The sequence below is a fragment of the Erythrobacter sp. SN021 genome, assembly GCF_021864455.1.
In genome coordinates, this window is sequence record NZ_JAKKUW010000002.1 from 316,248 (window position 1) to 339,039 (window position 22,792).

At 63.9% G+C, this 22,792-nt stretch carries 19 protein-coding genes and 1 tRNA gene; 7 read left to right on the top strand and 13 right to left on the bottom strand.

Annotation, left to right across the window (positions count from 1 at the left end):
- The first annotated feature begins 66 nt into the window (after nt 1-66).
- Nucleotides 67-141 (top strand) — tRNA-Phe (locus L5849_RS06180).
- A gap of 58 nt (nt 142-199) precedes the next feature.
- Here L5849_RS06180 and L5849_RS06185 read toward each other — a convergent pair.
- The 3 genes from L5849_RS06185 to L5849_RS06195 are packed head-to-tail and all read right to left on the bottom strand — an operon-like array spanning nt 200 to nt 3,233.
- Nucleotides 200-1,456 carry an adenosylmethionine--8-amino-7-oxononanoate transaminase gene (locus L5849_RS06185; RefSeq protein WP_236924860.1) on the bottom strand — a complete coding sequence of 419 codons (1,257 nt, stop codon included), beginning with the start codon at nt 1,454-1,456 and terminating at the stop codon, nt 200-202.
- Entirely contained in the window at nt 1,453-2,073 is a 621-nt protein-coding gene (bioD, locus tag L5849_RS06190; RefSeq protein ID WP_236924861.1) for a dethiobiotin synthase, read from the bottom strand. The genes L5849_RS06185 and bioD overlap by 4 nt, the downstream gene beginning before the upstream one ends.
- A complete protein-coding gene (locus L5849_RS06195) occupies nt 2,073-3,233 on the bottom strand; it encodes an 8-amino-7-oxononanoate synthase (protein ID WP_236924862.1) in 1,161 nt (386 codons plus the stop codon). The genes bioD and L5849_RS06195 overlap by 1 nt, the downstream gene beginning before the upstream one ends.
- Before the next feature lie 133 nt (nt 3,234-3,366).
- On the opposite strand from L5849_RS06195, the gene purC reads away from it, so the two are divergent.
- Nucleotides 3,367-4,170 (top strand): phosphoribosylaminoimidazolesuccinocarboxamide synthase, encoded by an 804-nt coding sequence (gene purC, locus L5849_RS06200; RefSeq protein WP_115416279.1) that lies wholly within the window; start codon nt 3,367-3,369, stop codon nt 4,168-4,170.
- Here purC and L5849_RS06205 read toward each other — a convergent pair whose 3' ends face one another.
- Nucleotides 4,171-5,052, bottom strand: coding sequence for a diacylglycerol kinase family protein (locus tag L5849_RS06205; RefSeq protein ID WP_236924863.1), 882 nt, complete (start codon nt 5,050-5,052; stop codon nt 4,171-4,173).
- Between the two features lie 126 nt (nt 5,053-5,178).
- Between L5849_RS06205 and L5849_RS06210 the strand changes: the two genes are divergently transcribed.
- The gene (locus L5849_RS06210; protein ID WP_236924864.1) at nt 5,179-8,061 is read left to right on the top strand and encodes a pitrilysin family protein; all 2,883 of its coding nucleotides are present in this window, start codon (nt 5,179-5,181) and stop codon (nt 8,059-8,061) included.
- 57 nt (nt 8,062-8,118) lie between these two features.
- Here the strand turns inward: L5849_RS06210 and L5849_RS06215 are convergent, their stop codons facing one another.
- Nucleotides 8,119-10,371: a TonB-dependent receptor gene (locus tag L5849_RS06215; protein WP_236924865.1), complete on the bottom strand. Its 2,253-nt coding sequence runs from the start codon at nt 10,369-10,371 to the stop codon at nt 8,119-8,121.
- A 271-nt stretch (nt 10,372-10,642) separates the two neighbouring features.
- Here L5849_RS06215 and purS point away from each other — a divergent pair, with 271 nt between their 5' ends.
- A complete protein-coding gene (gene purS / locus L5849_RS06220) occupies nt 10,643-10,876 on the top strand; it encodes a phosphoribosylformylglycinamidine synthase subunit PurS (protein WP_236924866.1) in 234 nt (77 codons plus the stop codon).
- On the top strand, nt 10,876-11,553 hold the full coding sequence (gene purQ, locus L5849_RS06225) for a phosphoribosylformylglycinamidine synthase subunit PurQ (protein ID WP_236924867.1): 678 nt from the start codon (nt 10,876-10,878) through the stop codon (nt 11,551-11,553). Before purS ends, purQ begins: the two co-directional genes overlap by 1 nt.
- Here purQ and L5849_RS06230 read toward each other — a convergent pair whose 3' ends face one another.
- Nucleotides 11,554-13,920: a GGDEF and EAL domain-containing protein gene (locus tag L5849_RS06230; protein ID WP_236924868.1), complete on the bottom strand. Its 2,367-nt coding sequence runs from the start codon at nt 13,918-13,920 to the stop codon at nt 11,554-11,556.
- Between the two features lie 99 nt (nt 13,921-14,019).
- Complete coding sequence (gene glmS, locus L5849_RS06235) at nt 14,020-15,843, bottom strand: glutamine--fructose-6-phosphate transaminase (isomerizing) (RefSeq protein WP_115416273.1); 1,824 nt, start codon at nt 15,841-15,843, stop codon at nt 14,020-14,022.
- Between the two features lie 257 nt (nt 15,844-16,100).
- Here glmS and L5849_RS06240 point away from each other — a divergent pair, with 257 nt between their 5' ends.
- Nucleotides 16,101-17,630, top strand: a complete 1,530-nt coding sequence (locus L5849_RS06240) for a CpaF family protein (RefSeq protein ID WP_236924869.1) — start codon at nt 16,101-16,103, stop codon at nt 17,628-17,630.
- Between the two features lie 57 nt (nt 17,631-17,687).
- Here L5849_RS06240 and L5849_RS06245 read toward each other — a convergent pair whose 3' ends face one another.
- Nucleotides 17,688-17,918, bottom strand: coding sequence for a hypothetical protein (locus L5849_RS06245; protein WP_115416271.1), 231 nt, complete (start codon nt 17,916-17,918; stop codon nt 17,688-17,690).
- A gap of 117 nt (nt 17,919-18,035) precedes the next feature.
- Between L5849_RS06245 and L5849_RS06250 the strand changes: the two genes are divergently transcribed.
- The gene (locus L5849_RS06250; RefSeq protein ID WP_115416270.1) at nt 18,036-18,164 is read left to right on the top strand and encodes an entericidin A/B family lipoprotein; all 129 of its coding nucleotides are present in this window, start codon (nt 18,036-18,038) and stop codon (nt 18,162-18,164) included.
- A gap of 61 nt (nt 18,165-18,225) precedes the next feature.
- On the opposite strand, the gene L5849_RS06255 is transcribed toward L5849_RS06250, so the two are convergent.
- The 5 genes from L5849_RS06255 to L5849_RS06275 all read right to left on the bottom strand — a co-directional run bounded on the left by L5849_RS06255 (nt 18,226) and on the right by L5849_RS06275 (nt 22,749).
- Nucleotides 18,226-18,819 (bottom strand): DUF938 domain-containing protein, encoded by a 594-nt coding sequence (locus L5849_RS06255; protein WP_236924870.1) that lies wholly within the window; start codon nt 18,817-18,819, stop codon nt 18,226-18,228.
- Nucleotides 18,816-20,366 carry a fatty acid--CoA ligase gene (locus tag L5849_RS06260; RefSeq protein ID WP_236924871.1) on the bottom strand — a complete coding sequence of 517 codons (1,551 nt, stop codon included), beginning with the start codon at nt 20,364-20,366 and terminating at the stop codon, nt 18,816-18,818. The genes L5849_RS06255 and L5849_RS06260 overlap by 4 nt, the downstream gene beginning before the upstream one ends.
- A 79-nt stretch (nt 20,367-20,445) precedes the next feature.
- The gene (locus L5849_RS06265; protein WP_115416266.1) at nt 20,446-20,895 is read right to left on the bottom strand and encodes an ABA4-like family protein; all 450 of its coding nucleotides are present in this window, start codon (nt 20,893-20,895) and stop codon (nt 20,446-20,448) included.
- Nucleotides 20,895-21,596, bottom strand: a complete 702-nt coding sequence (locus tag L5849_RS06270; RefSeq protein ID WP_236924872.1) for an NAD(P)H-binding protein — start codon at nt 21,594-21,596, stop codon at nt 20,895-20,897. Before L5849_RS06270 ends, L5849_RS06265 begins: the two co-directional genes overlap by 1 nt.
- Nucleotides 21,589-22,749: a deoxyguanosinetriphosphate triphosphohydrolase gene (locus L5849_RS06275; protein ID WP_115416264.1), complete on the bottom strand. Its 1,161-nt coding sequence runs from the start codon at nt 22,747-22,749 to the stop codon at nt 21,589-21,591. Before L5849_RS06275 ends, L5849_RS06270 begins: the two co-directional genes overlap by 8 nt.
- Between the last annotated feature and the right edge of the window lie 43 nt (nt 22,750-22,792).

Genomic DNA, 22,792 nt, shown 5'->3' on the forward strand with positions numbered 1-22,792 from the left:
CAGCTTCGCCATAGGCGCGCTCTCATTGCTCGCGGGGCTGTTCAAGCCCCTTCGCCGAAGCAGTGTGCCCGGGTAGCTCAGTGGTAGAGCAGACGACTGAAAATCGTCGTGTCGGTGGTTCGACTCCGCCCCTGGGCACCACTTCGCTACCCTGGCCTTTCGAATACCAGCCCCGCCAGTTCGGCGCGCCGCCGCCACGCTATTGCGCCGCGAGATCCTCGGCCGCCGAAGCGATCTCGGCCCATATCCGCGCGAGATCGGGTTCATCGATACAATAGGGCGGCATGACATAGACCGTGTTGCCGAGCGGGCGCAGCAGCAGATCGGCCTCGGGGAAACGGCGCAGCAGGCGCGGCCCCAGATCGGACAGGTAGCTACCGTCGGGATCGCCCAGTTCCAGCGCGGCGATCGTTCCGCAGCGCCGCGCATTGCGCACCATCGCATGACCGGAAAGTCCATCGAGATGCACTTGCTGCCGTGCGCCCAGTGCAGCCACCCTTTCCAGCACCGGTTCCTCGCGCCAGATGGCGAGATTCGCATTCGCCGCCGCGCAGGCCAACGGGTTCGCGGTGTAGCTCGACGAATGGTAGAAGGTCCGCGTCCGATCGGTCGAATAATGCGCCTCCCAGATCGGTTCGCTCGCCATGGTCACCGCCAGGGGTACGGCGCCGCCGGTCAGCCCTTTCGACAGGCACATGATGTCGGGCACCACCCCAGCCTGTTCGCAGGCGGTCAGCGTGCCGGTACGCCCCCAGCCGGTCATCACCTCGTCGGCAATGAACAGCGTGCCGTGGCGGGCGCAGACACTGCGCATCTCAGCCAATATATCGGGCGAATACATCAGCATGCCGCCCGCGCCCAGCACCAGCGGTTCGACGATGAACGCTGCGGCTCCGGCCGCGCATTCCGCCTCCAGCACATCGAGGGTCGCCTGCGGATCGGTGCCGGGAAAGGGCACGCGCCCCACGTCGAACAGCATCGGCGCATAAGCGGCGTTGAATACACCACGCGCGCCGACCGACATCGCGCCGATCGTGTCGCCATGATAGGAATGGTCCATCACCACGATGCGGTCGCGTTTCTCCCCACGATGGGTCCAGTAACCCAGCGCCATCTTGAGCGCGACCTCCACCGCAGTCGAACCGCTGTCGGAAAAGAACACGCGGGTAAGGGCATCGGGCAGGATCCGGCACAATTCGCGCGCCAGGTCTTCGGCGGGCTGGTGCGTCCAGCCGGCGAAGATCATCTGGTCGAGCTGCTGCGCCTGCGCGGCGATCGCCGCCATGATGCGCGGATTGCAGTGGCCATGGGTGGTAACCCACCAGCTCGAAATCGCATCGATCACGCGGCGACCATCGGCGGTATAAAGCGCCGCGCCCTGTGAATGGGTGACCAGCGTGACAGGATCGCCCAGCCCGTGCTGCGTGAAGGGGTGCCAGACGGGGGACTGGGTCATTGGAAATCCGCCAGATCGAAATTGCGCGCAAAGGCATCGGCCAGCGTGTCGGGCTCAAGCGAATCGAGCATGGGCAAGCGACCGAGCCGTTCGACCGCGCCCATCCGGCAGATGGTCGCTTCGCTATCCTCGATCGCTTCGCCGACGAAGGCGATCCCATGCACGGGCACGCCGCGCGCGCGTAGCGCCTCGATCGTCAGCAGCGAATGGTTGATCGTGCCGAGCGCCGTGCGCGCAACCACGACCGTGGGCAGGCCCCAATGCGCGAAAAGGTCGGCATAGAGCAAATCGCCCCCCAGCGGAACGAGCGCGCCGCCCGCCCCTTCCACCACCAGTGGCCGCTGGGGCGGGAGCGCCAGCCCGTCGGGATCGATGATGACACCATCGATCTCCGCCGCGCGGTGGGGCGAGCACGGCGTGGCCAGCCGATAGGCTTCGGGCAGCACCCGGTCTTCGGCCAATCCCGCCAGCCGCGCGACCTGCGCCCGATCGCCGCCCTCCTCGAGTCCGGCCTGGACCGGCTTCCAATAGTGCGCGTCCAGCGCGCCCGTCAGCGCTGCGGCGAAGACGGTTTTGCCGACATCGGTGTCGGTGCCGGTTACGACGAATGCGCTCATCAAAGAATCTCCGAAAGCGTGTCGGCCAGCGCATCGATCTGCGGCTTGCCGATATTGAGGGTGAGCGAGATGCGCAGGCGGCTGGTGCCCACAGGCACGGTCGGCGGGCGGATGCCACGAATGTCGAAGCCAGCCTCGCGCAGGTTTTGCGCAAGCTGCATGGTCCGCGCATCATCGCCCAGCACCAGCGGCATGATCTGCGATCCGCTGGCCGAAACGCCGAAGGGTGCCAGCCGGTCGGCACCATAGGACATCAGTTCGGCGAGCGCGCTACGGCGTTCGGGTTCGTCCTCGACGACCCTCAGCGCTTCGCGCACGCAGGACGCGATCAGCGGCGATGGCGCGGTCGAGAAGATGAAGGCGCGAGCACGATTGACGAGATGGTCGCGCATGACGCGCGGCCCGCAAAGCAGCGCGCCCTCGCTGCCCAGCGCCTTGCCGCAAGTGCGCAATACGATGGCATTGTCCCGCCCGGTGAGGCTGTCCGCCAGCCCCCTGCCGCCTTCGCCGAACACGCCGGTGGCATGGGCATCGTCGGCAAGCAGGATCGCGCCATGACGGTCCGCCAGTTCGGCCAGCGCGCCCAGCGGCGCACGGTCGCCATCCATGCTGTAAAGCGTTTCCACCGCGATCCAGGCAGTGCCCGTCGAATTGCTCTGCCGCCAGCGGGCCAGCGCATCGGCGAAGGCATCGGCATCGTTATGCGTCACGCCGAACCGCACCGCCCGCGACAGCCGCATGCCTTCATGCGCACTGGCATGGACCAGCTCGTCGTGAAAGATCGCATCGCCGCGCTGCGGCAGGGTTGCCAGCAAAGCGCTGTTGGCCGTGTAACCATTGGCAAAGAACAGCGCGCTTTCGCTGCCGAAGAACCGCGCCGCCTCTTCTTCGAGCAGCTCGTGCTCTGCGTGATTGCCGCGCAGCAGGCGCGATCCGCCCGCCCCCAGCGGAACGCCGCGATCCATTGCCGCCCGGACGGCCCGTTTGAGCTGCTCATCGCCCGCCAGCGCGAGATAATCGTTCGAAGAAAAGTCCGCGCCCCGCGGCAGGGTGAGAACTCTCCGGCGGTCCTTGCGCGCGAGTTCGGCGAGATCTTCCTGCTGCGCGGCGAACGGGCGAGACGTGCTGGGGGAAAACGGCATCGCGGATGCGCTAACCATCGCGCCGCGCGGCTGCAATTGCTTTCGTCCCGCCGCTTCTGTATGCGCAGAACCATTCGCCCCGGCAGCCGCAATCGCCAGTCGATTCCGTCGCCGGGGCGCAAGTCTTTGAAGCGCTAAGGAATGCACGCCCATGGCACGTCGCCGCCAGATCTACGAAGGCAAGGCCAAGATCCTCTACGAAGGCCCCGAACCGGGCACGATCATCCAGTATTTCAAGGATGACGCGACCGCCTTCAACGCCGAGAAAAAGGGCACGATCAACGGCAAGGGTGTGATCAACAATCGCATCAGCGAATATATCTTCACGCGCCTGTCGCATATCGGCATCCCGACCCATTTCATTCGCCGCCTGAACATGCGCGAACAGCTTGTCCGCCAGGTCGAAATCATTCCGCTGGAAGTCGTCGTGCGCAACGTGGCCGCCGGTTCGCTCAGCAAGCGCCTGGGCATCGAGGAAGGCGAACTGCTGCCGCACACGCTGATCGAATATTGCCTCAAGGACGATGCACTGGGCGATCCCAAGGTGTCGGAAGAGGAAATTGCCTGCTTCAATTGGTGCAGCCATGAAGAGATGCAGGATATGTCGTCCATGGCGATCCGCATAAACGATTTCCTGTGCGGGCTGTTCAGCGCGATCGATATCCGGCTGATCGATTTCAAGCTGGAATTCGGCCGCATCTGGGATGGCGATTACAGCCGCACGATCCTGGCCGACGAGATTAGCCCCGATGGCTGCCGCCTGTGGGACATCAACACCGGCGAAAAGCTCGACAAGGACCGTTTCCGCCGCGACATGGGCGGCGAAAGCGAAGCCTATCAGGAAGTCGCGCGGCGGCTCGGCCTGCTTCAGAACGACGATAGCGGTCCGGGCGAAGTGCTCGACATGAACGCCCATCGCGGGCGGCTCAGGACCCCGTCCAAGCCGAAGAAATAGTCACACGACATAGGTGAGCGCCAGCCCGCCCGGCGCGATGGCATAGGCGCAGTCGGGCATGTGGTCGCCATCGACCTGGACCGGCGTGACACAGCGGTCGAAGGCGATCCGGCGGCAGGTGCGGATATCGGCGATGCCGCGTTCGGCGAGCGACTGGCGCAGCAGCGCGGCGGTGACCAGGCGCAGTGTGTCGAGCCGGGTCGAGCGCCCGAGCGTGATGAGTTCCACCGAATCCGCTTCGAGCGCGGCGTGATGGCTGAGCCGGAACGGCCCGCCATAAAGCGCGCCGTGGCTGACGATGGCGGCCTCGGCCTCGCATTCGAAAGGCCTGCCATCGGCCAGCTCGCCGTGGATGGTCATGGGGTCGCGCGGCCAGGCGCGTATCTGCCGCATCATCGCCACCACATAGGCATAGCGCCCGATCCGCTTTTTGAGCGAGGAGGACACGCGCGCCACCGCCTGACTGTCCGGCCCGATGCTGAGACAGGCGACGATCGGCATGTCACCCAGGCGATAAAGCGGGGATTTCACCCAGCTTTCGGGGCCACGCTCCCATGCCGCGTGCAAGTGCCGCGCGAAGGCTGCAGGCTGCTTGGCATAGCCCAGTTCGCGCGCCACGAGGTTGATCGTGCCAGATGGGGCAATGCAAAGCGGGACCTGCCCCGCCCTGTCCCCGAGGGCTTGTACCGTATCGCGCAACGTCCCGTCGCCGCCATGGACACAGACAAGCTCGGCCTTCCCGCTCAGATCGATCCCGTCGATGCGCGACGGGAGCGGGTTCACGGCGAAACCCTCGCGCTCCAGCGCGGCGACGAGCGCGGTCAGCCGTTGCTGGCGAAAACTGCCCGAAAAGGGATTATAGACGAGGTCGAGAACCGGCATGCGCCAGTCCTATCGCGGTGCCGGGCAGGTGCAACCATGCAGTTGGCCGATGTCACCATGACTTCGGCGGATTTGCCCGGATGGCGGGCTTGGATTCGGAGCCTGCGGGCCATAGCGTGCCGCATCATGACTGTATCCCCGCTTCGCCCGGTGCTCGCGGCACTTCCGCTCCTCGTGCTTGCGCTGCCCCCTGCTCTCGCCGCTCAGGAAAAGCCTGCGCCCGCAGCTGGCGAAACGGCGCGGGCAAGCACCGGCTGGGGCCACCCAATCTATGATATCGCGCCCGACCCGGCTGTGCGCTTCGGCGTGCTCGAAAACGGAATGCGCTATGCGATCCTGAAAAACGGCACGCCGAAGGATACGGCGGTGGTACGCCTGGGCTTCGATATCGGCTGGATCGACGAGGACGAACACGAACTCGGCCTCGCCCATATGATAGAGCACATGGCCTTCAACGGATCGCGCAATGTGCCCGAAGGCGAGATGACCAAGCTGCTCGAACGGCTGGGGCTTGCATTCGGGGCGGATACGAACGCCTCGACCGGGTTCGAGGACACGATCTACAAGCTCGACCTGCCGCGCACCGATCCCGAACTGGTCGACACGGCGCTGATGCTGATGCGCGAAACCGCCAGCGAACTGACCATCGCCGACGATGCGGTCGACCGCGAGCGCGGGATCATCCAGTCGGAAACGCGCACGCGCAACACTTTCGCGATCCGCCGCCTCAAGCACTATCTCGGTTTCGTCGCTCCCGACACGCGGTATGCAAAGCGTTTTCGGGCCGAGGGGACCGGGGCAATCATCGACAGCGCGCCGGGCCGGGTGCTGCGCGATCTCTACCGCCGCTATTACCGGCCGGACAATGCCGCGCTGGTGGTGGTCGGCGATGTCGATCCCGACATGATCGAGGCGAGGATTCGTGAGCGCTTCGACGACTGGGCGGCCCCGCCCACGCCGCGCGTCGACGTCGAGAAAGGCAAGGTCGATCTGGCGCGCGGCCCCGCGGCTGCCAATTTCGTCGACCCCGACGTCCCGCATGTGGTCGTGATCGATCGGTTCGCACCCTATGTCGAACACCGGCCGATCATCGCCGAAACAGATCGCTCACGGCTTGTCGCCCTCGGCACGGCGATCGTCAATCGCCGGTTGCAGCGTATCGCCAATGCAGCCGATGCACCGATCATCGGCGGGCGGGCCTCGGCCTCCGACTTCTTCGATATTCAGCGGCAGGCGCAGGTGCGGGTGCAGGCGCGCGAGGGCGAATGGCAACGCGCGCTCGAAGTGGGCGAGCAGGAATGGCGCCGCGCTGTGCAACATGGCTTTACCGAAGCGGAACTGGCCGAACAGCTCGCCAATTTCGAACAGCGCTACCGCGATGCGGCCAGCCAGCAGGAAACACGGCGTAACCGCGGGCTAGCCGAGGGCATTTTGTCGACCGCCCGGCGCGAGCGCATCTTCGTGACTCCGCAAACGAGTTACGATCTGTTTCTGGCGCACAAGCCGGACATCACCGCAGAAGCCGTTTCGCAAGCTTTCGCGGAGCATTTCGCGCTGTCCGACCCGCTGATCCATGTATCGACCAAGCAGGCCATTCCCGATGCCGAGCGGGCCATCGTCGAGGCTTGGCGAACCTCAGCAGCGCAAGCTGTCGCCGCAGCGGAAGACCATGGTGGGCTGGCCTTTGCCTATGACGATTTCGGCGAACCATCGGCTATTGCGGAGGATGTGACGCTCGAGGATCTCGGTGTCAGGACCATCCGCCTCGAAAACAATGTTCGATTGAACTTGAAGTTTACCGACTTCGAGAAGGGGCGTCTGCGCTATGCGATCCGGATCGGATCGGGACAACTGGCTCTGCCGTCTACCAAAATGGGGCAGGCGAGCTTCCTGTCTTCGGTCAGTGCGCTCGGCGGGCTAGGCGAGCATAGCTATGACGAGCTGCGCCAGATACTTGCCGGGCGCCGACTGGCCTACGGTTTCGATGCCGACGAGGACAAGTTCACCGTGCGTGGGAGCGGGACCATGGACGACCTGCCGCTGCAGATGCGTCTCAGCGCTGCCTATTTCAGCGATCCCGGTCTGCGATCGGAGATGCTGACGCGCTGGCAGGCGATCCTGCCGCCCTACCTCGCCCAGCTCGACGCAACGCCGCAAGCGGTCGCGCGCGCGCAGGTGGCGCGGTTGGTAGCCGATGGCAATCCGCGTTTCGGCATCCCGTCCGAGGCGGAACTGGCTGGCGTAACGCTGGAAGAGGCGCGCCGATTGACCGCCGAACAGTTCGCCGCCGCCCCGATCGAGATCTCCGTCGTCGGCGACTTCGACGGCAACGCCGTCATTGCCGCAGTTGCCGAGACCTTCGGCGCGCTGCCGCCACGCGCGGCGACACTCGATGAATGGGAAAGCGAACGACTTGCCCGATTCACCGCCGACCGCAGCGAGCGCGTGCTGACGCATGCGGGTGCGCCCGATCAGGCGCTGGCGATGACCATCTGGCCGACCACCGATGACGACGACGCGCAGGAAGAGGCGACGATGCAACTGCTCGCCGGCGTGATGCGGCTCGAAATGCTCGAGCGTATCCGCGAGGAGCTGGGCGCGTCCTATTCGCCCGGCGCCAGTTCGAACATGTCGCATATCTATCGCGATTTCGGGACCTTCTCGACATCGGTCGTGGTCGCGCCGGAACAGGCTGACGAAGTCTTTGCCGTGGTAGATGCGATCGCCAGCGAATTCCGCGAGGGACCGATATCGGGCGACCTGATCGAGCGCGCCCGCGCGCCCCTGCTCGAGAAGATCGCGCTCAGCCGCCGCGAGAACGGCTGGTGGCTGCGGGCGATCGACGAGGCGCAATTGCGCGCCGGGCGCCTCGACCGTGTGCGCAGCTACGAGGATCGCATCCGCGCGGTGACGCCCGCCATGCTGCGGGACGCGGCTCGGCGTTATCTCGACCCGGACGCGGCTCTGCGGATCCGCATCCTGCACGAAAGCCTCGTACCGAAGCCATAGGCAAAGGGCCGGAAGGATCGCTCCTTCCGGCCCGCTGTCTCACGCCATGGTTCGCGCTCAGTAGTTGACGCGTGCCGAGATGCCGAACACCCGCGGATCGTTGACGAAGGCGGTGTTGTTGTTGAAGTCGATGCCGCCCTTCACATTGTCGGCATCGGTGATGTTGCGCACGAAGGCCGCCACTTCGAACGGACCGTCGGTCCGTGCGTAGCCGATTCGCAGGCCGCCCTCGATCTGGTTGTTCGCGGTGAACTCTTCGCTTTCATAAAGGAAGAAGTTGGTCTTCCCCTGATAGGCCCAGTCGGTGAAGAAAAAGACTTCGCCCGTATCGCCCACCGGGAAGGCATAGCGCGCGGTCACGTCGGCGATCCATTCCGGCGCGTTGGGGAACGGGTTGCCGTCCACCAGCGCGCGGGTATTGCCCGACAGCACGACGGTCGGGTCGGTGACGGTGCACTGCGCACAGATGCCCACCGCCAGCGCATCGTCCTGGATCTTGGTGTCATTCCAGCTCAGACCGGCGGTAATCAAAAAGTCCGGCGTCACCTGAAACGCGCTGTCGAGCTCGAAGCCGAGGCCGCGCCCTTTATCGGCATTGACCAGCTGCACCAGATTACCCGCGCCGCCGACGGCGGAAAACTGCGGGTCTTCGATCGTGTAGTAATAAACCGCGCCGTTAAGGCGGATCGTCCGGCCGGCGAATTCCGACTTGAAGCCGGCTTCGTAGCTCATGATCTTTTCCGAAGTTGCCACCGAGGGCGGCGAACCGAAAGCCACGTCGCGGCCCTGGATCGTCGGCGCACGGAAGCCGTTGGCGATACGCGCATAGACGCTGGCATCATCGCCGACGTCGACGAAAGCCGAAAGATCCCAGCTCAGGCGATCGTCCTCGACGATGCGGTACTGAGCGCCCGGCCCCGAGATGAACGAAGGCGAGACGACCCGGAACCGCTTCTTGTCGTCGGTCCAGCGCACGCCGCCGGTGAGCTTGACTGCGTTGCTCGCCTGCACCGAAAGCTGGCCGAAGGTCGCCCAGGCATCGTTGGTGTGGCGCACGGTAACCGATGGCGGAAAGCCGAAGCCGACTGTGGTGACATCGAAATCGCTCTGGAACACGAACATGCCGACCTGCCAGTCGATCATGTCGCCGGGGTTCGAGGCCAGCCGCACTTCGTGAGTGAACTGGTCGAGATCGATCGAGTCCTGCGTGTCCGATTCGAACCAGATGAGGCCCGGGCCGGTCTCTATCACATCGCCATTGGCATCACGCCGGATCCAACCGCCATCGATGTCGCCGCGGCTCGAACCGTCGCTTTCGGCATAGGCCGTGATGCTGGTCAGCGTGGCGAAATCGGCTTCGTAATCGAGGCGGAAGCTGGCGATCAGCGCATTGTATTCGGCCACATTGCCGCCGCCGGCATCGTAGAACACCGTGTCGCGGTCGTAATTGTCGTTGAGGTCGTTATTGCCCGGGCCAAGGATATTGGCGCGAAACGGCGTCGAGGTGCCGTCGAGATCGCGGAACGCCACGGTGCCGAGCATCGACAGGCGGCTGTCGGGCGTGATCAGCAACTGCGCGCGTCCGGCCAGTTCGTCATAACCGCCAAGCACATCGTCCTGGCCGGTGAAGCCGTTATCGATCCAGTCGTCGCGATGCTGGTAAAGACCCGAGACGCGCAGCGAAGCGACCCCGGGGGCGATCGGCACGGTAACGCCGCCGTCGAGCGAGAGCGAACTGAAGCTGCCGTAGCTGGCCGAGAACCGGGCGGCGAATTCATCGCCCGGACGGGCGGTGTCGATCTTGACGATCCCGGCGGGCGTGTTGCGGCCGAACAGCGTGCCCTGCGGGCCGCGCAGCACCTCGATGCGCTCGACATCGAAGATCGGGAAGGCCTTGAGCGTCACGTTTTCGAGGACGATTTCGTCCATCACCACAGAAACCGGCTGCGAAGCTGCAAGATCGAAATCGGTATTGCCGAGACCGCGAATATAGAAACGCGGTGCGGCGCGTCCGTTGGAGCTTTCGACGAACAGGCCGGGCACGCGCGCGGCGAGCGCAGTCACTTCGGCACCGGCATCGAAGATCGTCTTCACAGTGTCGGCATCGAGGGTCGCAGCCGAGACGGCGACGTCTTGGAGGTTTTCCTCGCGCCGGTTCGCGGTCACGATGATGGTGTTGAGCTGGCCGGCGGCGGTTTCTTGGGCACCGGTTACGTCTGCATCCTGCGCCAGGGCCGGTTGCGCCGCCAAGGTTGCAAAGGCGAGAGTGCTGGTCCCGAGAAAGCGGGTAGCGGTAGAACGAATGGTCATGAGAAGGAGGATTCCTGCTTGAGCACGCATTGGTCTGGCGGGCATTTGGAGGGGTATGGCTGTCTGTGCCGTGCGGTCCCGATAGCAGATTGATCGCAGAAAAGGCGCTTCGGCGCGCGGTGTACGACAGAATCATTGCATTTGTTGCAATCATGCGACAGCGCGTGGCCCGCACGCCACTTGTCTGGCGATCTCCTGCGCAACTGCGCGAGGAGCTTGAATGCGCGGGGACGCTGCGCCATAGGCGCGCCAACACGAAAGGCCTCATCGCATGAAGATCCGCGTCCATGTTTCGCTCAAGCCCGGCGTTCTCGATCCACAGGGCCGCGCTGTCCACCATGCTCTCGAGGGCCTTGGCTTCGAAGGTGTCGAAGACGTCCGCGTCGGCCGCCTGATCGAACTCGAGGTCGCCGATAGCACCAGCGATGATGCGCTGACCGAGATGTGCGACAAGCTGCTCGCCAATACGGTGATCGAAAACTACCGTATCGAGAAGGTCGGCTGATGGCTTTCCGCGCCGCCGTCATCACCTTCCCCGGTTCGAACTGCGACCGCGATATGGCGGTTGCGATCGAACGCGTTTCGGGCATCGCGCCGATGCGCGTCTGGCATGGCGACGCGCATCTGCCGGAGGATCTCGACTTCATCGCCCTGCCCGGCGGTTTTTCCTATGGCGACTATCTGCGCTCGGGCGCGATGGCGGCCAACAGTCCGATCATGCGCAGCGTCGCGCGCCGGGCCGAACGCGGCGTCCCCGTTCTGGGCGTGTGCAACGGCTTCCAGGTGCTGACCGAAGCCGGCCTGCTGCCCGGCGCACTGATGCGCAATGCCAGCCAGAACTTCATCTGCCGCACGGTCGATCTGACGGTCGAGAACAGCCAGTCGCTGTTCACCGGTGGCTACGACAGCAGGCAGACGATCCGCATTCCCGTGGCGCATCACGACGGCAATTACTTCGCCGACGACGATACGCTCGACCGTATCGAAGGTGAGGGCCGCGTGGCGTTCCGCTATGTCGAGAACTGCAACGGCTCGCGGCGCGGCATTGCCGGGGTTCTCAATAGTGCTGGCAATGTGCTGGGCATGATGCCGCATCCGGAACGCGCGGTCGATCCGGCGCATGGCGGGACCGACGGCCTTGCCCTGTTCGAAAACGCGGTGAAATCGCTGGTCGAGGCCTGATCAGGCGCGTTCGCGCCGCTGGTTCGCCAACCGCCGCGAAAACAGGGCGCTGGCATCCTCTGCAGGCATCGGGCGTCCGAAGTGGAAGCCCTGGATCTTGGTGCATCCCATCCCGCGGATCATGGCTGCCTCTTCCTCGTTTTCGACCCCTTCGGCGGTTGTGGTCATGTCCAGGCTCTCGGCCATGGCGACGACCGCCCGGATGATGGCGATCGATTCGGGGCTGTGTTGCGCGGCGCCCTGCACGAAGGTTCGATCGACCTTGATCGTCGAGAATTTGAGCTTGCGCAGATAGCCGAGCGAGGAATAGCCGGTGCCGAAATCGTCGAGCGCGATCGAACAGCCCAGCGCCATGCACTGTTCCAGCGCCTGCCGGGCGATACTTGCGTCGCGCATGAAAATGCTTTCGGTCACTTCGATCTCGAGCCTCTTCGGATCGAGGGCGCTATGGGATAGCGCGCGGACGACGGTGGCGGCGAAATCGGGCTCGAGCAATTGTTCGGGTGAGACATTGACGTTCACCTTCACATGCTCGGGCCAGCTCTGGGCTGCCTCCCGGCACGCCTCCTGCATGACCCAAGTGCCGATCGGCACGATCAGGCGCGTATCCTCCGCCAGCGGGATGAACTTGCCGGGGCTGACGAAGCCGTGTTGGGCGCTATTCCAGCGGAGCAGCGCTTCGAAGCTGACCACATCTTCCGACCGGGTATCGACCACGGGCTGGTAGTGCAGCGTGAACTCGTCATTCTCGAGCGCATGCCGTAGCGCATGCTCGAGCTGGCGCCTTTCTTCCGCATTGGCATGCAGGGCCGGCTCATATTCCCGGTGCATGCCGCCGCCCCGATCCTTGGCACGATAGAGCGCCAGGTCGGCATTGCGCAGCATTTCCTCCACCGACTTACCATCGCGGGGGCCGATGGCTGAGCCGACGCTGGCGCCGACATAGAGAACGTGGTTTTCGATCTCATAGGGTTCGGACAGACGCTCGATAATGGCCCGCGCCAGAAATTCCACGCGTCCATTGTCCGAGGCGTCGGGGATGACCACCGCGAATTCGTCTCCGCCCAGACGCCCGCAAATCTCCTGATCTCCCACAAGGCTCTCCAGCCGCGCGGCAACTTCGCCAAGCATCCGGTCGCCGACCAGATGACCCAGCGAATCATTGATCGCCTTGAAGCGGTCGAGATCGATCATCAGAAAAGCGCAGCGCGACCGCCATCGATCGGCATGGGCCAGCGCTTCGCCAAGCGCCTCGTTCAGCATCCGCCGGTTGGGCAGTTGGGTCAGCGTGTCGTAGCGCGCCAGAAATTCGATCTTCTCGGACGATTCGCGCTGTTCGGTCACATCGGACCCCACGCCGCGAAAGCCCTGATAATTACCCAACTCGTCGATGATCGGCGTGCCCGAAAGCTCCCACCATCGATCTTCGCCGCCGATGGAAACCCTCACGCCGAGATTGGAGAAATTCTCCCTGCGGGTCAGCTTGTCCGTGAGATCGTGGAGGCTCGGCGGGAACTGACCCGTCTCCCAGCCATCGCCGGAAATCATCTGGAGAAAGGATTTGCCTTCGATCTCTTTCGGTTCCTTGCCCAGCGCATATGCGAAGCGGGGCGATATCGCCTTCAGTCGGCGCTGAGTATCGATCTGCCACAGCCAATCGGCCTGGCCTTCCTCGAATTCGCGCAGCAGCATGGACACCACTTCGCTTTTTTCCTGCATGGCATAATCGGAAAGGCGCGCCGCGACCGCGACACGCGCGCTTTCGATTACGCCAAACGTCGCGAGCAAGGTCGTGCCGACCACAACCGCCGCGAGGGTCCACTGCATTGCCATCAGGCTCGCGACAAGGCCGCCAATGCCGACCGCGCCGGCGAAGGCCATCGAACTTAGCGGAGCACTGAACCGGCTCGCACAGCTCCCGACCACGAGCATAGCCGCCGCTGCCCAGACGATACCCATCGCCCCTATATCGGCGAAGAGCGCCGCAAGGATCATGCCGACCGCCCACAGCGCGCCCTTGCCCGCCGTCATCAGGGCGTGCGATTTCATTTCCGAATAGGATATCTTGCGGTTTCCGGCATCCGCGAGCCTGATGTCCGCGCGTGCCGAATATCCCACGGCCACCAGCAGACCGATCCCCCATGCGGCCAGAAGCGCGACTGGTATTGCCCCGTAAAGCGTCGCCGCGACCATCAGAAAGCCGACCAGATGGAGCACGGCCCGGGCAACCACACGCTCTTTCAACAGAGCATATTGCTGTCCATGCACGAGCTTCCAGTCGGTGCCGGCAGGCGCATCGAGCCCGATGACCTGCCGGATGGACAGCGCGCTATTTCGCTTGTCTGGAGAGGAAGTCTGCTCGCTCACATACTCACGGTTAACCGCAAATTGTTATCTCCGGGTAAAGGCGATGCACACCATTCGCCATGCAGGTGCCCGCAGAGCGCAGGGCTCGCATCGCCCGGATCACTCCACGGTCACCGATTTCGCGAGGTTTCGCGGCTGATCGACATCGGTGCCTTTGACGCAGGCAACGTGGTAGGCGAGCAACTGGACCGGGATCGCATAGACCAGCGGCGCGATCAGCGGGTGCACACGCGGCATCTCGATGGTTGCGAGGCACCCTTCGCCGGCATGCTCCAGCCCCTCCGCGTCGGATATCAGGACGATCTGCCCGCCACGCGCCCGTACTTCCTCCATATTCGACACTGTCTTCTCGAACAGCGGGCCAGAAGGCGCCAGCACGATCACGGGAACCTCGTCGTCGATCAGCGCGATGGGGCCGTGCTTCATCTCTCCGCTGGCATAGCCTTCGGCGTGGATATAGCTGATTTCCTTCAGCTTTAACGCCCCTTCCAGAGCCAGCGGGAAATCGGGACCCCGGCCGAGATAGAGAACGTCGCGTGCCGGGGCGATGAGATGGGCCATGCTGGCGATATCTTCGTCATGATCAAGCGCTGCATTGAGGCATGCCGGTGCTTCTAGCAGATGGGTGACGACTTCCTGTTCCTCGGCCCGGCTCATCAGGCCTTTCTTCACCGCCATATGCGCGGCCAGAGCGGCCATGACCGCGAGCTGACAGGTGAACGCCTTGGTCGACGCGACGCCGATCTCGGGTCCGGCATGGGTGGGAAGCAGCAGGTCCGCTTCACGCGCCATCGAACTCGTCGGCACGTTGACGATCACGCCGATGGTCTGGCCATTTTCCTTGCAATGCCGCAGCGCCGCCAGCGTGTCGGCGGTCTCGCCGCTCTGCGAGATGAACAGGGCCAGCCCGCCCTTCTCCAGAACCGGCTCGCGATAGCGGAATTCGGACGCGACATCGATGTCGACCGGCACACGGGCGAACTGTTCGAACCAGTATTTCGCCACCATCCCTGCATAGAACGAGGTGCCGCAGGCGACGATCGTAATGCGCTTTACGCTCGACAGGTCGAAATCGAACTGCGGCAACGCGACAGAATTGTCCGAGCGGCGCAGATAGGAACCCAGCGTCTGCGCGACCACGGTCGGCTGTTCAAAAATCTCCTTCTGCATGAAGTGGCGGTAGTTGCCCTTTTCGACGGCCGTAGCGGAGGCGCCCGAAAAGCGGATTTCGCGTTCGACCTCGTTGTTCTCCGAATCGTGGATCGTCGCTCCCTCGCGGGTAATGACGACCCAGTCGCCTTCCTCGAGATAACTGATCTGCTGGGTCAGCGGTGCCAGTGCCAGCGCGTCGGAGCCGATATAGGTTTCGCCCTCGCCATAGCCGACTACCAGCGGCGATCCGAGCCGCGCGCCGATCAGCATGTCGGGATGATCGCGGAAAGCGATGGCCAGCGAAAAGGCCCCGCGCAGGCGCGGCAAGACATTGGCGACGGCTTCCTGCGGCGACTGCCCCTGTTCGACCAGCCAGGAGATATGCTGCAGCACTACTTCGGTATCGGTGTCGCTTTCGAGATTGCGCCCGGCTTGCGTCAGTTCGGCGCGCAGTTCCTTGTAATTCTCGATAATGCCATTGTGCACCAGTGCCACCCGGTCGGTCGCATGCGGATGCGCATTCGTCGCGGTCGGCGCGCCATGCGTGGCCCAGCGCGTGTGCGCGATCCCGATATCGCCGGGTGCGGGGTCTTTGGAAAGATTGGCGACCAGATTGTTGAGCTTGCCTTCGGCACGGCGGCGAACGAGCCGACCATCGTGCAAGGTGCAGATTCCGGAACTGTCATAACCCCGGTATTCCATCCGGCGCAGGCCATCGACGAGACGATCCGCGACTGGCTGACCGCCCACGATACCGATAATTCCACACATGAACCGCAATCTCCAAACAGCTTCAGGGGCGGAGACTTAGCGGTTCCTGACCAGCAATCAATCGTGCTGCCGTAAAGCCGGGGCCGGAGTGCCATCCATCCCCGCGACGGCGGGCCTGAGCAGCCCTGTCCGAGCCCCGGCCCATTAGGGAAAAATCAAGGTTTCTTTCTTATTCACCACATTTCGAGAGATCGGGTTTGCCGTATTGGCACAGGGTTCGGCTCGACAGAACAAGAGTATCTTCGGGGGTAACCGGAATGAGCGCATTCGGACGGAAGAACGGACCGGCAGGAATGGGGGCCGGTGCCCGTCCGCAATTCGGTTTGGCCAAGCCCATGCGTGGCGACACGCCGACCCCTGCTCAGACGAGGACAGACCGCAAGCATGGCGGCGAACAGTTCCCGCCGCTGCCCGAAACCGAGGCCCCGCCTCCCGGCGCCGGTGGCGGCCCGGGCGGCGACGCGATGTCCCGCCTCGAAGAGCGCATGAACTCGACCCATTCGGGCCAGAGCGAGGTTGGCGGCTTCGAAGCCAGCGTCCACAAGATCAAGGAACAGGTTCTCCCGCGCCTGCTCGAACGCGTCGACCCGGAAGCGGCCGCCACGCTGACCAAGGATGAGCTGTCGGAAGAATTCCGTCCGATCATCATGGAAGTGCTGGCCGAGCTGAAGGTGACGCTGAACCGCCGCGAGCAGTTCGCGCTCGAAAAGGTGCTGGTCGACGAACTGCTCGGCTTCGGACCGCTCGAAGAACTGCTCAACGATCCCGATGTTTCGGACATCATGGTGAACGGCCCCGACCAGACCTACATCGAAAAGAAGGGCAAGCTGGTCATTGCGCCGATCAAGTTCCGGGACGAAAGCCATTTGTTCCAGATCGCGCAGCGCATCGTGAATCAGGTCGGTCGCCGCGTCGATCAGACCACCCCGCTGGCCGACGCCCGCCTCAAGGACGGCAGCCGTGTGAACGTCATCGTGCCTCCGCTGTCCTTGCGCGGCACCGCGATCTCGATTCGTAAGTTCTCCGAAAAGCCGATCACGCTCGACATGCTCAAGGATTTCGGTTCGATGAGCGACAAGATGTGTACCGCGCTGAAAATCGCGGGCGCATGCCGGATGAACATCGTCATCTCGGGCGGTACGGGCTCGGGTAAGACCACCATGCTCAACGCCCTGTCGAAGATGATCGACCCGGGCGAGCGCGTGCTGACCATCGAAGACGCCGCGGAACTTCGCCTGCAGCAGCCGCACTGGCTGCCACTCGAAACGCGTCCGCCGAACCTCGAAGGTCAGGGCGCCATCACCATTGGCGACCTCGTGAAGAACGCCCTTCGTATGCGCCCCGACCGCATCATCCTGGGCGAGATTCGCGGCGCGGAATGTTTCGACCTACTCGCCGCGATGAACACGGGCCACGACGGGTCGATGTGCACGCTGCACGCGAACAGCCCGCGCGAGTGCCTCGGCCGTATGGAAAACATGATTCTGATGGGCGACATCAAGATTCCGAAGGAAGCGATTTCGCGCCAGATCGCGGAAAGCGTCGACCTGATCGTGCAGGTGAAGCGCCTGCGCGACGGGTCTCGCCGCACCACCAACATCACCGAGGTGATCGGGATGGAAGGCGACGTGATCGTGACGCAGGAACTGTTCAAGTTCGAATATCTGGAGGAAAGCGAGGACGGCAAGATCTTGGGCGAATTCCGCTCGTCGGGCCTGCGCCCGTATACGCTCGAAAAGGCGCGCCAGTTCGGCTTCGACCAGGCGTATCTCGAGGCCTGCCTCTAAAAACACACTTCAAATCCGGCGCTTCGCCGCAAAACGGGCCGCGCCTCACGGCCGGACCTACGATGTGAGGAGCGCGGGGATCGCGGCCGCCAGCAATCCGCCACCGATCACGGCAAAGGTCAGGAACAGGCCGGTCCACGGCATCCAGCCGACCCGGTTGATTTCGCTCCGCTTCATCCGGCGCCGTTCCATTAGCATGCAAAGCAACGCGACCGCCAAACAGATCCCGCCCCAATAGGCGGCCAGTTCCGCATCGCTTGCGAAGAGAAGAAAGTCGGGTTCGGGCACAGTCCGGGCATATGGGTATATCGCCGAACCGCCGCAACCGGCCGGGGAACCACTTGTCACGCCTTACGTTACATTTTCCGGAACCCCGGTCACGGGCCCTTTGGGAAGGAAGATGTTATGGTCAAGAAAATCCTGCTCGCTTTCGGCATCACGTCGATGACCCTCACCGCAGCAGCCTGCAACACCGTCCGCGGCGCCGGCGAAGATTTGCAATCGGCCGCCAACGCCGTCGACGAAGAAACCTGAACCTTCGCGATATGCGATATGGAAACGCCCGCCCCGATGGCGGGCGTTTTCGTTTCAGCCGTCAATTCCGCCGATAGACCAGCACGAGATTGTTGGCGGGCATAATGTGCCGCGCAGCGCGTGATAGCCTATTTGCGCGGGCGAGCCCGTCGAGTTCACCGACCTGGCGCAGCCCCCATGCCGGATCGCGCGTCTTCAGACTTTCATCGAACGCCAGATTCGACGGAGCCGGGTCGACATCGGCTTCGAGAAAAGGCCCGTAGAGGATCAGCGGTGCGCCGGAGGCCAGCACCCTGCCCGCGCCCTCGAACAAGCCCACGGTCGCCTGCCACGGGCTGATATGGACCATATTGACGCACAGGACCGCGTCTGCGCTCTCGACCGGCCAGTCGCCCGCTGCCGCATCGAGCGCGATCGCGGGGCGCAAATTGGCCAGCCCGGCCTCCTGCGCCCAGGCATCGACCGAGTGCAGTGCATCGGTCGCGCAATCGCTGGGTTGCCAATCGAGCGCGGGAAAGCGCCGCGCCATGAATACGGCATGTTCGCCGGTCCCGCTGGCGATTTCCAGAACCAGGCCCTCATTGGGCAACTCCCCGGCCAAAACTTCGGCCAGGGGTTCCGAATTGCGCGCGGTGGCCGGGGCATGGCGTTTCAATTGACCTGCCTGTCATGGTCTTTCCAATAGGGCGCGCGCAATTCGCGGCGCAGGATCTTCCCGCTGGCATTGCGCGGCATCGCCTCGATCACGTCGACCGTCTTGGGCACCTTGAACCCCGCCAGCCGCTCGCGCGTGAAGGCGATGATATCGTCCGGGTCGACCTCGCTGCCCGGCCTGGGCACCACGCAGGCTTTTACCGCCTCGCCCCAAATATCGTCGGGTACGCCGATCACCGCCACTTCGCCGACCGCGGGATGGCCGTAGATCGCGCTCTCGACCTGCGCCGGATAGACGTTTTCGCCGCCGGATATGATCATGTCCTTGATCCGGTCCTGAATATAAACGTAGCCATCGTCGTCCATATAGGCGGCATCGCCAGTATGCATCCAGCCATCCTTGAGCGCCCCCCGCGTCGCGTCGGGCAGGTTCCAGTATCCCTGCATGTTGGATGGGCTCCTGCAGATCAGCTCGCCGACCTCGCCGCGCGGCAGTTCCTCGCCATCTTCGTCCACCACCCTGAGCTCCGCGCCCGGCACCGCCTTGCCCGCCGATTTCATTCGCTGATTGCCTTCGAGCGTGTGATCTTCGGGCGGCAGCATGGCGATGGTGCCGGTGGTTTCGGTCATGCCGTAGCATTGCAGGAAACCGGCTTCGGGAATCGTCTGAACCGCCTCGCGCAGCAAATCGAGCGGGATAGGCGCAGCGCCATACATCACATATTTGACCGCCGACATGTCGGTATCCTTCGCGCGCGGATGCTGAACCACCATCTGCAATGCGGCGGGTACGATGAACAGGCGCGTGATCCCCTGTTCGAAACCGTCGAGCACGCCATCCGGCGTGAATTCGGCCTGCACGATCGCGCGGACACCTGCCGCCATGGCCATAATGCCAAGGCCGGTCCCACCGATATGCGCGCAAGGCATGCAGACCAGAATCGCCTCGTCCTCGTCCCAGCTCGACCATGGCTGTGCGGCTTCTTCGGCAGGCTGGCGCAAGGCAAACAGATTGGCATTGGTCAGCACCGCGCCCTTCGGATTTCCAGTCGTGCCCGAAGTGTAAAGCTGGAGCACGGCGTCATCCGGCCCCGCCCCCTCGAAATCGTCCGCCGGGGCCGCGGCAATGTCCGATTTCGCGGTTGGCGTGTCGATTGCTTTCGGCGGGTTTTCCATGTCGCCGCAGGCCCCTGCCGCAAGCCCGGCGAATCCTTCATCGATAAAGAGCAGCTTCGCCCCGGTATCGCCGAGAATATAGGCGATTTCCGGCGCGGCCAGCCGCCAGCCGATCGGGACCATGACCACGCCCATCCGCGCGGCGGAATAGAACAATTCGAAATAGAGCCGCGCATTCTTGCCGAGCCAGGCCACCCGGTCGCCCTTCGCGAGCCCCTGCGCCTTCAGCATGGCCACGATCCGGCGCGAGCGTTCGTCAAGCGCCGCGAAAGTCAGTGCCTTACCGTCCTGTTCGAGCGCCACCTGCCCCGGCTTTTCGCGCGCCCAGTGCCGGATCAGCCCATCGAAAGTGAGCATCTCGCCATCTGCCATTCAACCTCTCCGCTGTATTCAGCTATTCGAGGCATCATGGCAGGCCGGTTGCTATGCACAACCCGGTTTCGGAAGAGGATTATCGCCAGCGCCCCTGCTCGCGCGCGCGCTTTTCGCGAATGGCGAGCCAGAGCAACAGCCCCAGCGGTCCAGCAAGGAAGGTCGCGAGCAGGATCGGCGCCTGAATCAGCCGCGAAAATCCCTTCGCATCGGCATCGCGCGCGATCCACAGACCGACGAACAGATCGAATGCGAGATAGTGAATCCAGCCAATCGTCACCCCGCCATCGCTGGCGAAAATCGCGCGAACCCCCTCAATCGTCGTAAAATCGGCCGAGCCGGCCGGGCCTGCCGCATCGAAAGCGCCGGACAGCAGCCCGATAACTCCGACCGAATAGGCCAGACACAGCAGGCCAATACCCGCATACAGCACCGCCGCCAGCAAGGCAGGCCAGCGCGGTAGCAGGATCAGCGCCGACCACATGATCAGCGCCAGCAGATTCGCCATTCCGAAAGCGGTGTCCCACATCAGGCCTCTCCGTGCTCGATCCGCGGCAGCGATTTCGCCGCCCGCAGAATGGCGTCATTGTCATGCACGAAACGTCCGCGCGCTGCCCGCTTGGCCAGGGCCAGTGCGGCCTGCGCAACGATGTCCGCCCTGATCGCCCGATATTGCCGATATTTGCCATGAAGCAGCAGGTTGACGATCGGCGCGGCCGCGATACCCAACCGCTCCGCCAAACGGCGATCGTTCTCCCGCTGGCCGCGCAGCAGGCCGGGGCGCAGAATATCGAGCCGGTCGAAGCGGAGCTTCGTCAGCTCGCGCTCCACCTCGCCCTTCACCCGCAGGTAGAAGTTTTTCGAAAGCGCGTCCGCTCCGACCGAGCTGACATGGACGAAACGCTCGACGCCGAAGTGTTTCGCGGCGCGCGCCGTATCGAGCACCAGATCCTGATCGACAGCCCGAAACGCGGTTTCGTCCTCGCCCGCCTTCTTCCAGGTCGTGCCCAATGCGCAGATGATCGCCCGTGGACGCACGGCCTCGATCACTTCACCCCATTTGGCGGGTTCGGCCACGAACATCTCCATGCGGATACCGCGCGGCAGCCTGGCTTCACGCCGGGCGATGCCCGTCAGCCGCACGTCCTCGCGCCCGATGCACTGTTCGATCACGGTGGAACCGATCAGCCCCGTCGCGCCGATCAGGCCGATGCGGATTGCATCAGACATTGCTCAATCCCTCGGGCGCGCGTCCGTAGATCCTTCGGCACTGGTCGATGGCATAGCGATCGGTCATGCCGGCGATGAAATCGGCGATGTGACGGCTGCGCCGGGGCTCGTCTTCGGGCTGCGTCGACAGCCATTCATCGGGCAGTTTTGTCGGATCCTGGCGATAGGCCACGAACAGCCGGGCTATGACATCGCGCGCACGTTCGGCCGTGGCAATCTGCTCGTCATGGTAATAGAGCCGGTCATACATGAAGCGTTTCAGTTCGCGCTCCTGCGCCTTCATCGTCGGCGAGAAGCCGGCCAGTTGCCGATCCGCGCCGCGCACTTCCGCCACGCTGGCGATGTCTTTCACCTGTTCGCGCGTATGGGTCAGCACATCGTTGACCATCAGGCCGATCTGCGAGCGGACCAGTTCGCGCAATTGGCGATCACGCGGGGCATGGGGGAAGCGCCTTTCGACCGAGCGCCATTGGTCGGCGAGCCAGTCGAGCGCGAGCAGGTCGTCGAGATCGAGAAAGCCCGCGCGCAGGCCATCGTCGATATCGTGATTGTCATAGGCGATATCGTCGGAAATCGCGGCCACCTGTGCCTCGAGCGAAGGCCAGCTTGACAGGTCGAGCGGGAAAGCGCTGTCGATCTCGGTCAGCGCCCAGTTGGGTGCGACCACCGGACCATTGTGCTTGGCCAATCCCTCCAGCGTTTCCCAGGTAAGATTGAGCCCGTCATGGTCGCAATAGGGGCTTTCCAACCGCGCCAGCGTGCGCAGGCCATGCGCGTTGTGATCGTAGCCGCCGGCATCGGCCATGGCCTGTTCGAGTGCCTCTTCGCCCGCATGGCCGAAGGGCGGATGGCCGATGTCGTGGCCAAGACACAGCGCCTCCGTCAGATCCTCGTCTAGGCCCAGCTCGCGCGCCAATACGCGGCCGATCTGGGCCACTTCGAGGCTGTGGGTCAGCCGGGTGCGATAGTGATCGCCATCGGGTGCCACGAAGACCTGGGTCTTGGAGCGCAATCGGCGAAAGGCAATCGAATGGACGATCCGGTCGCGGTCGCGCTGGAACTCGCTCCTCGGCCCGCGGGCGCCTTCGCGTTCCTCGGTGAATTCTCGGCCGCGACTTGCGGCGGGATCGGAGGCGAAGGGGGCTCTGGGCATGCAGCGGCGAGGCTTAGGTCAGCCTGCCCGGGGCGACAACGTG

Coding starts and splice junctions, on each gene's coding strand:
- L5849_RS06185 (WP_236924860.1), bottom strand. CDS start 1,456: ATGACCCAGTCCCCCGTCTGGCACCCCTTCACGCAGCACGGGCTGGGC.
- bioD (WP_236924861.1), bottom strand. CDS start 2,073: ATGAGCGCATTCGTCGTAACCGGCACCGACACCGATGTCGGCAAAACC.
- L5849_RS06195 (WP_236924862.1), bottom strand. CDS start 3,233: ATGGTTAGCGCATCCGCGATGCCGTTTTCCCCCAGCACGTCTCGCCCG.
- purC (WP_115416279.1), top strand. CDS start 3,367: ATGGCACGTCGCCGCCAGATCTACGAAGGCAAGGCCAAGATCCTCTAC.
- L5849_RS06205 (WP_236924863.1), bottom strand. CDS start 5,052: ATGCCGGTTCTCGACCTCGTCTATAATCCCTTTTCGGGCAGTTTTCGC.
- L5849_RS06210 (WP_236924864.1), top strand. CDS start 5,179: ATGACTGTATCCCCGCTTCGCCCGGTGCTCGCGGCACTTCCGCTCCTC.
- L5849_RS06215 (WP_236924865.1), bottom strand. CDS start 10,371: ATGACCATTCGTTCTACCGCTACCCGCTTTCTCGGGACCAGCACTCTC.
- purS (WP_236924866.1), top strand. CDS start 10,643: ATGAAGATCCGCGTCCATGTTTCGCTCAAGCCCGGCGTTCTCGATCCA.
- purQ (WP_236924867.1), top strand. CDS start 10,876: ATGGCTTTCCGCGCCGCCGTCATCACCTTCCCCGGTTCGAACTGCGAC.
- glmS (WP_115416273.1), bottom strand. CDS start 15,843: ATGTGTGGAATTATCGGTATCGTGGGCGGTCAGCCAGTCGCGGATCGT.
- L5849_RS06240 (WP_236924869.1), top strand. CDS start 16,101: ATGAGCGCATTCGGACGGAAGAACGGACCGGCAGGAATGGGGGCCGGT.
- L5849_RS06250 (WP_115416270.1), top strand. CDS start 18,036: ATGGTCAAGAAAATCCTGCTCGCTTTCGGCATCACGTCGATGACCCTC.
- L5849_RS06260 (WP_236924871.1), bottom strand. CDS start 20,366: ATGGCAGATGGCGAGATGCTCACTTTCGATGGGCTGATCCGGCACTGG.
- L5849_RS06265 (WP_115416266.1), bottom strand. CDS start 20,895: ATGTGGGACACCGCTTTCGGAATGGCGAATCTGCTGGCGCTGATCATG.
- L5849_RS06270 (WP_236924872.1), bottom strand. CDS start 21,596: ATGTCTGATGCAATCCGCATCGGCCTGATCGGCGCGACGGGGCTGATC.
- L5849_RS06275 (WP_115416264.1), bottom strand. CDS start 22,749: ATGCCCAGAGCCCCCTTCGCCTCCGATCCCGCCGCAAGTCGCGGCCGA.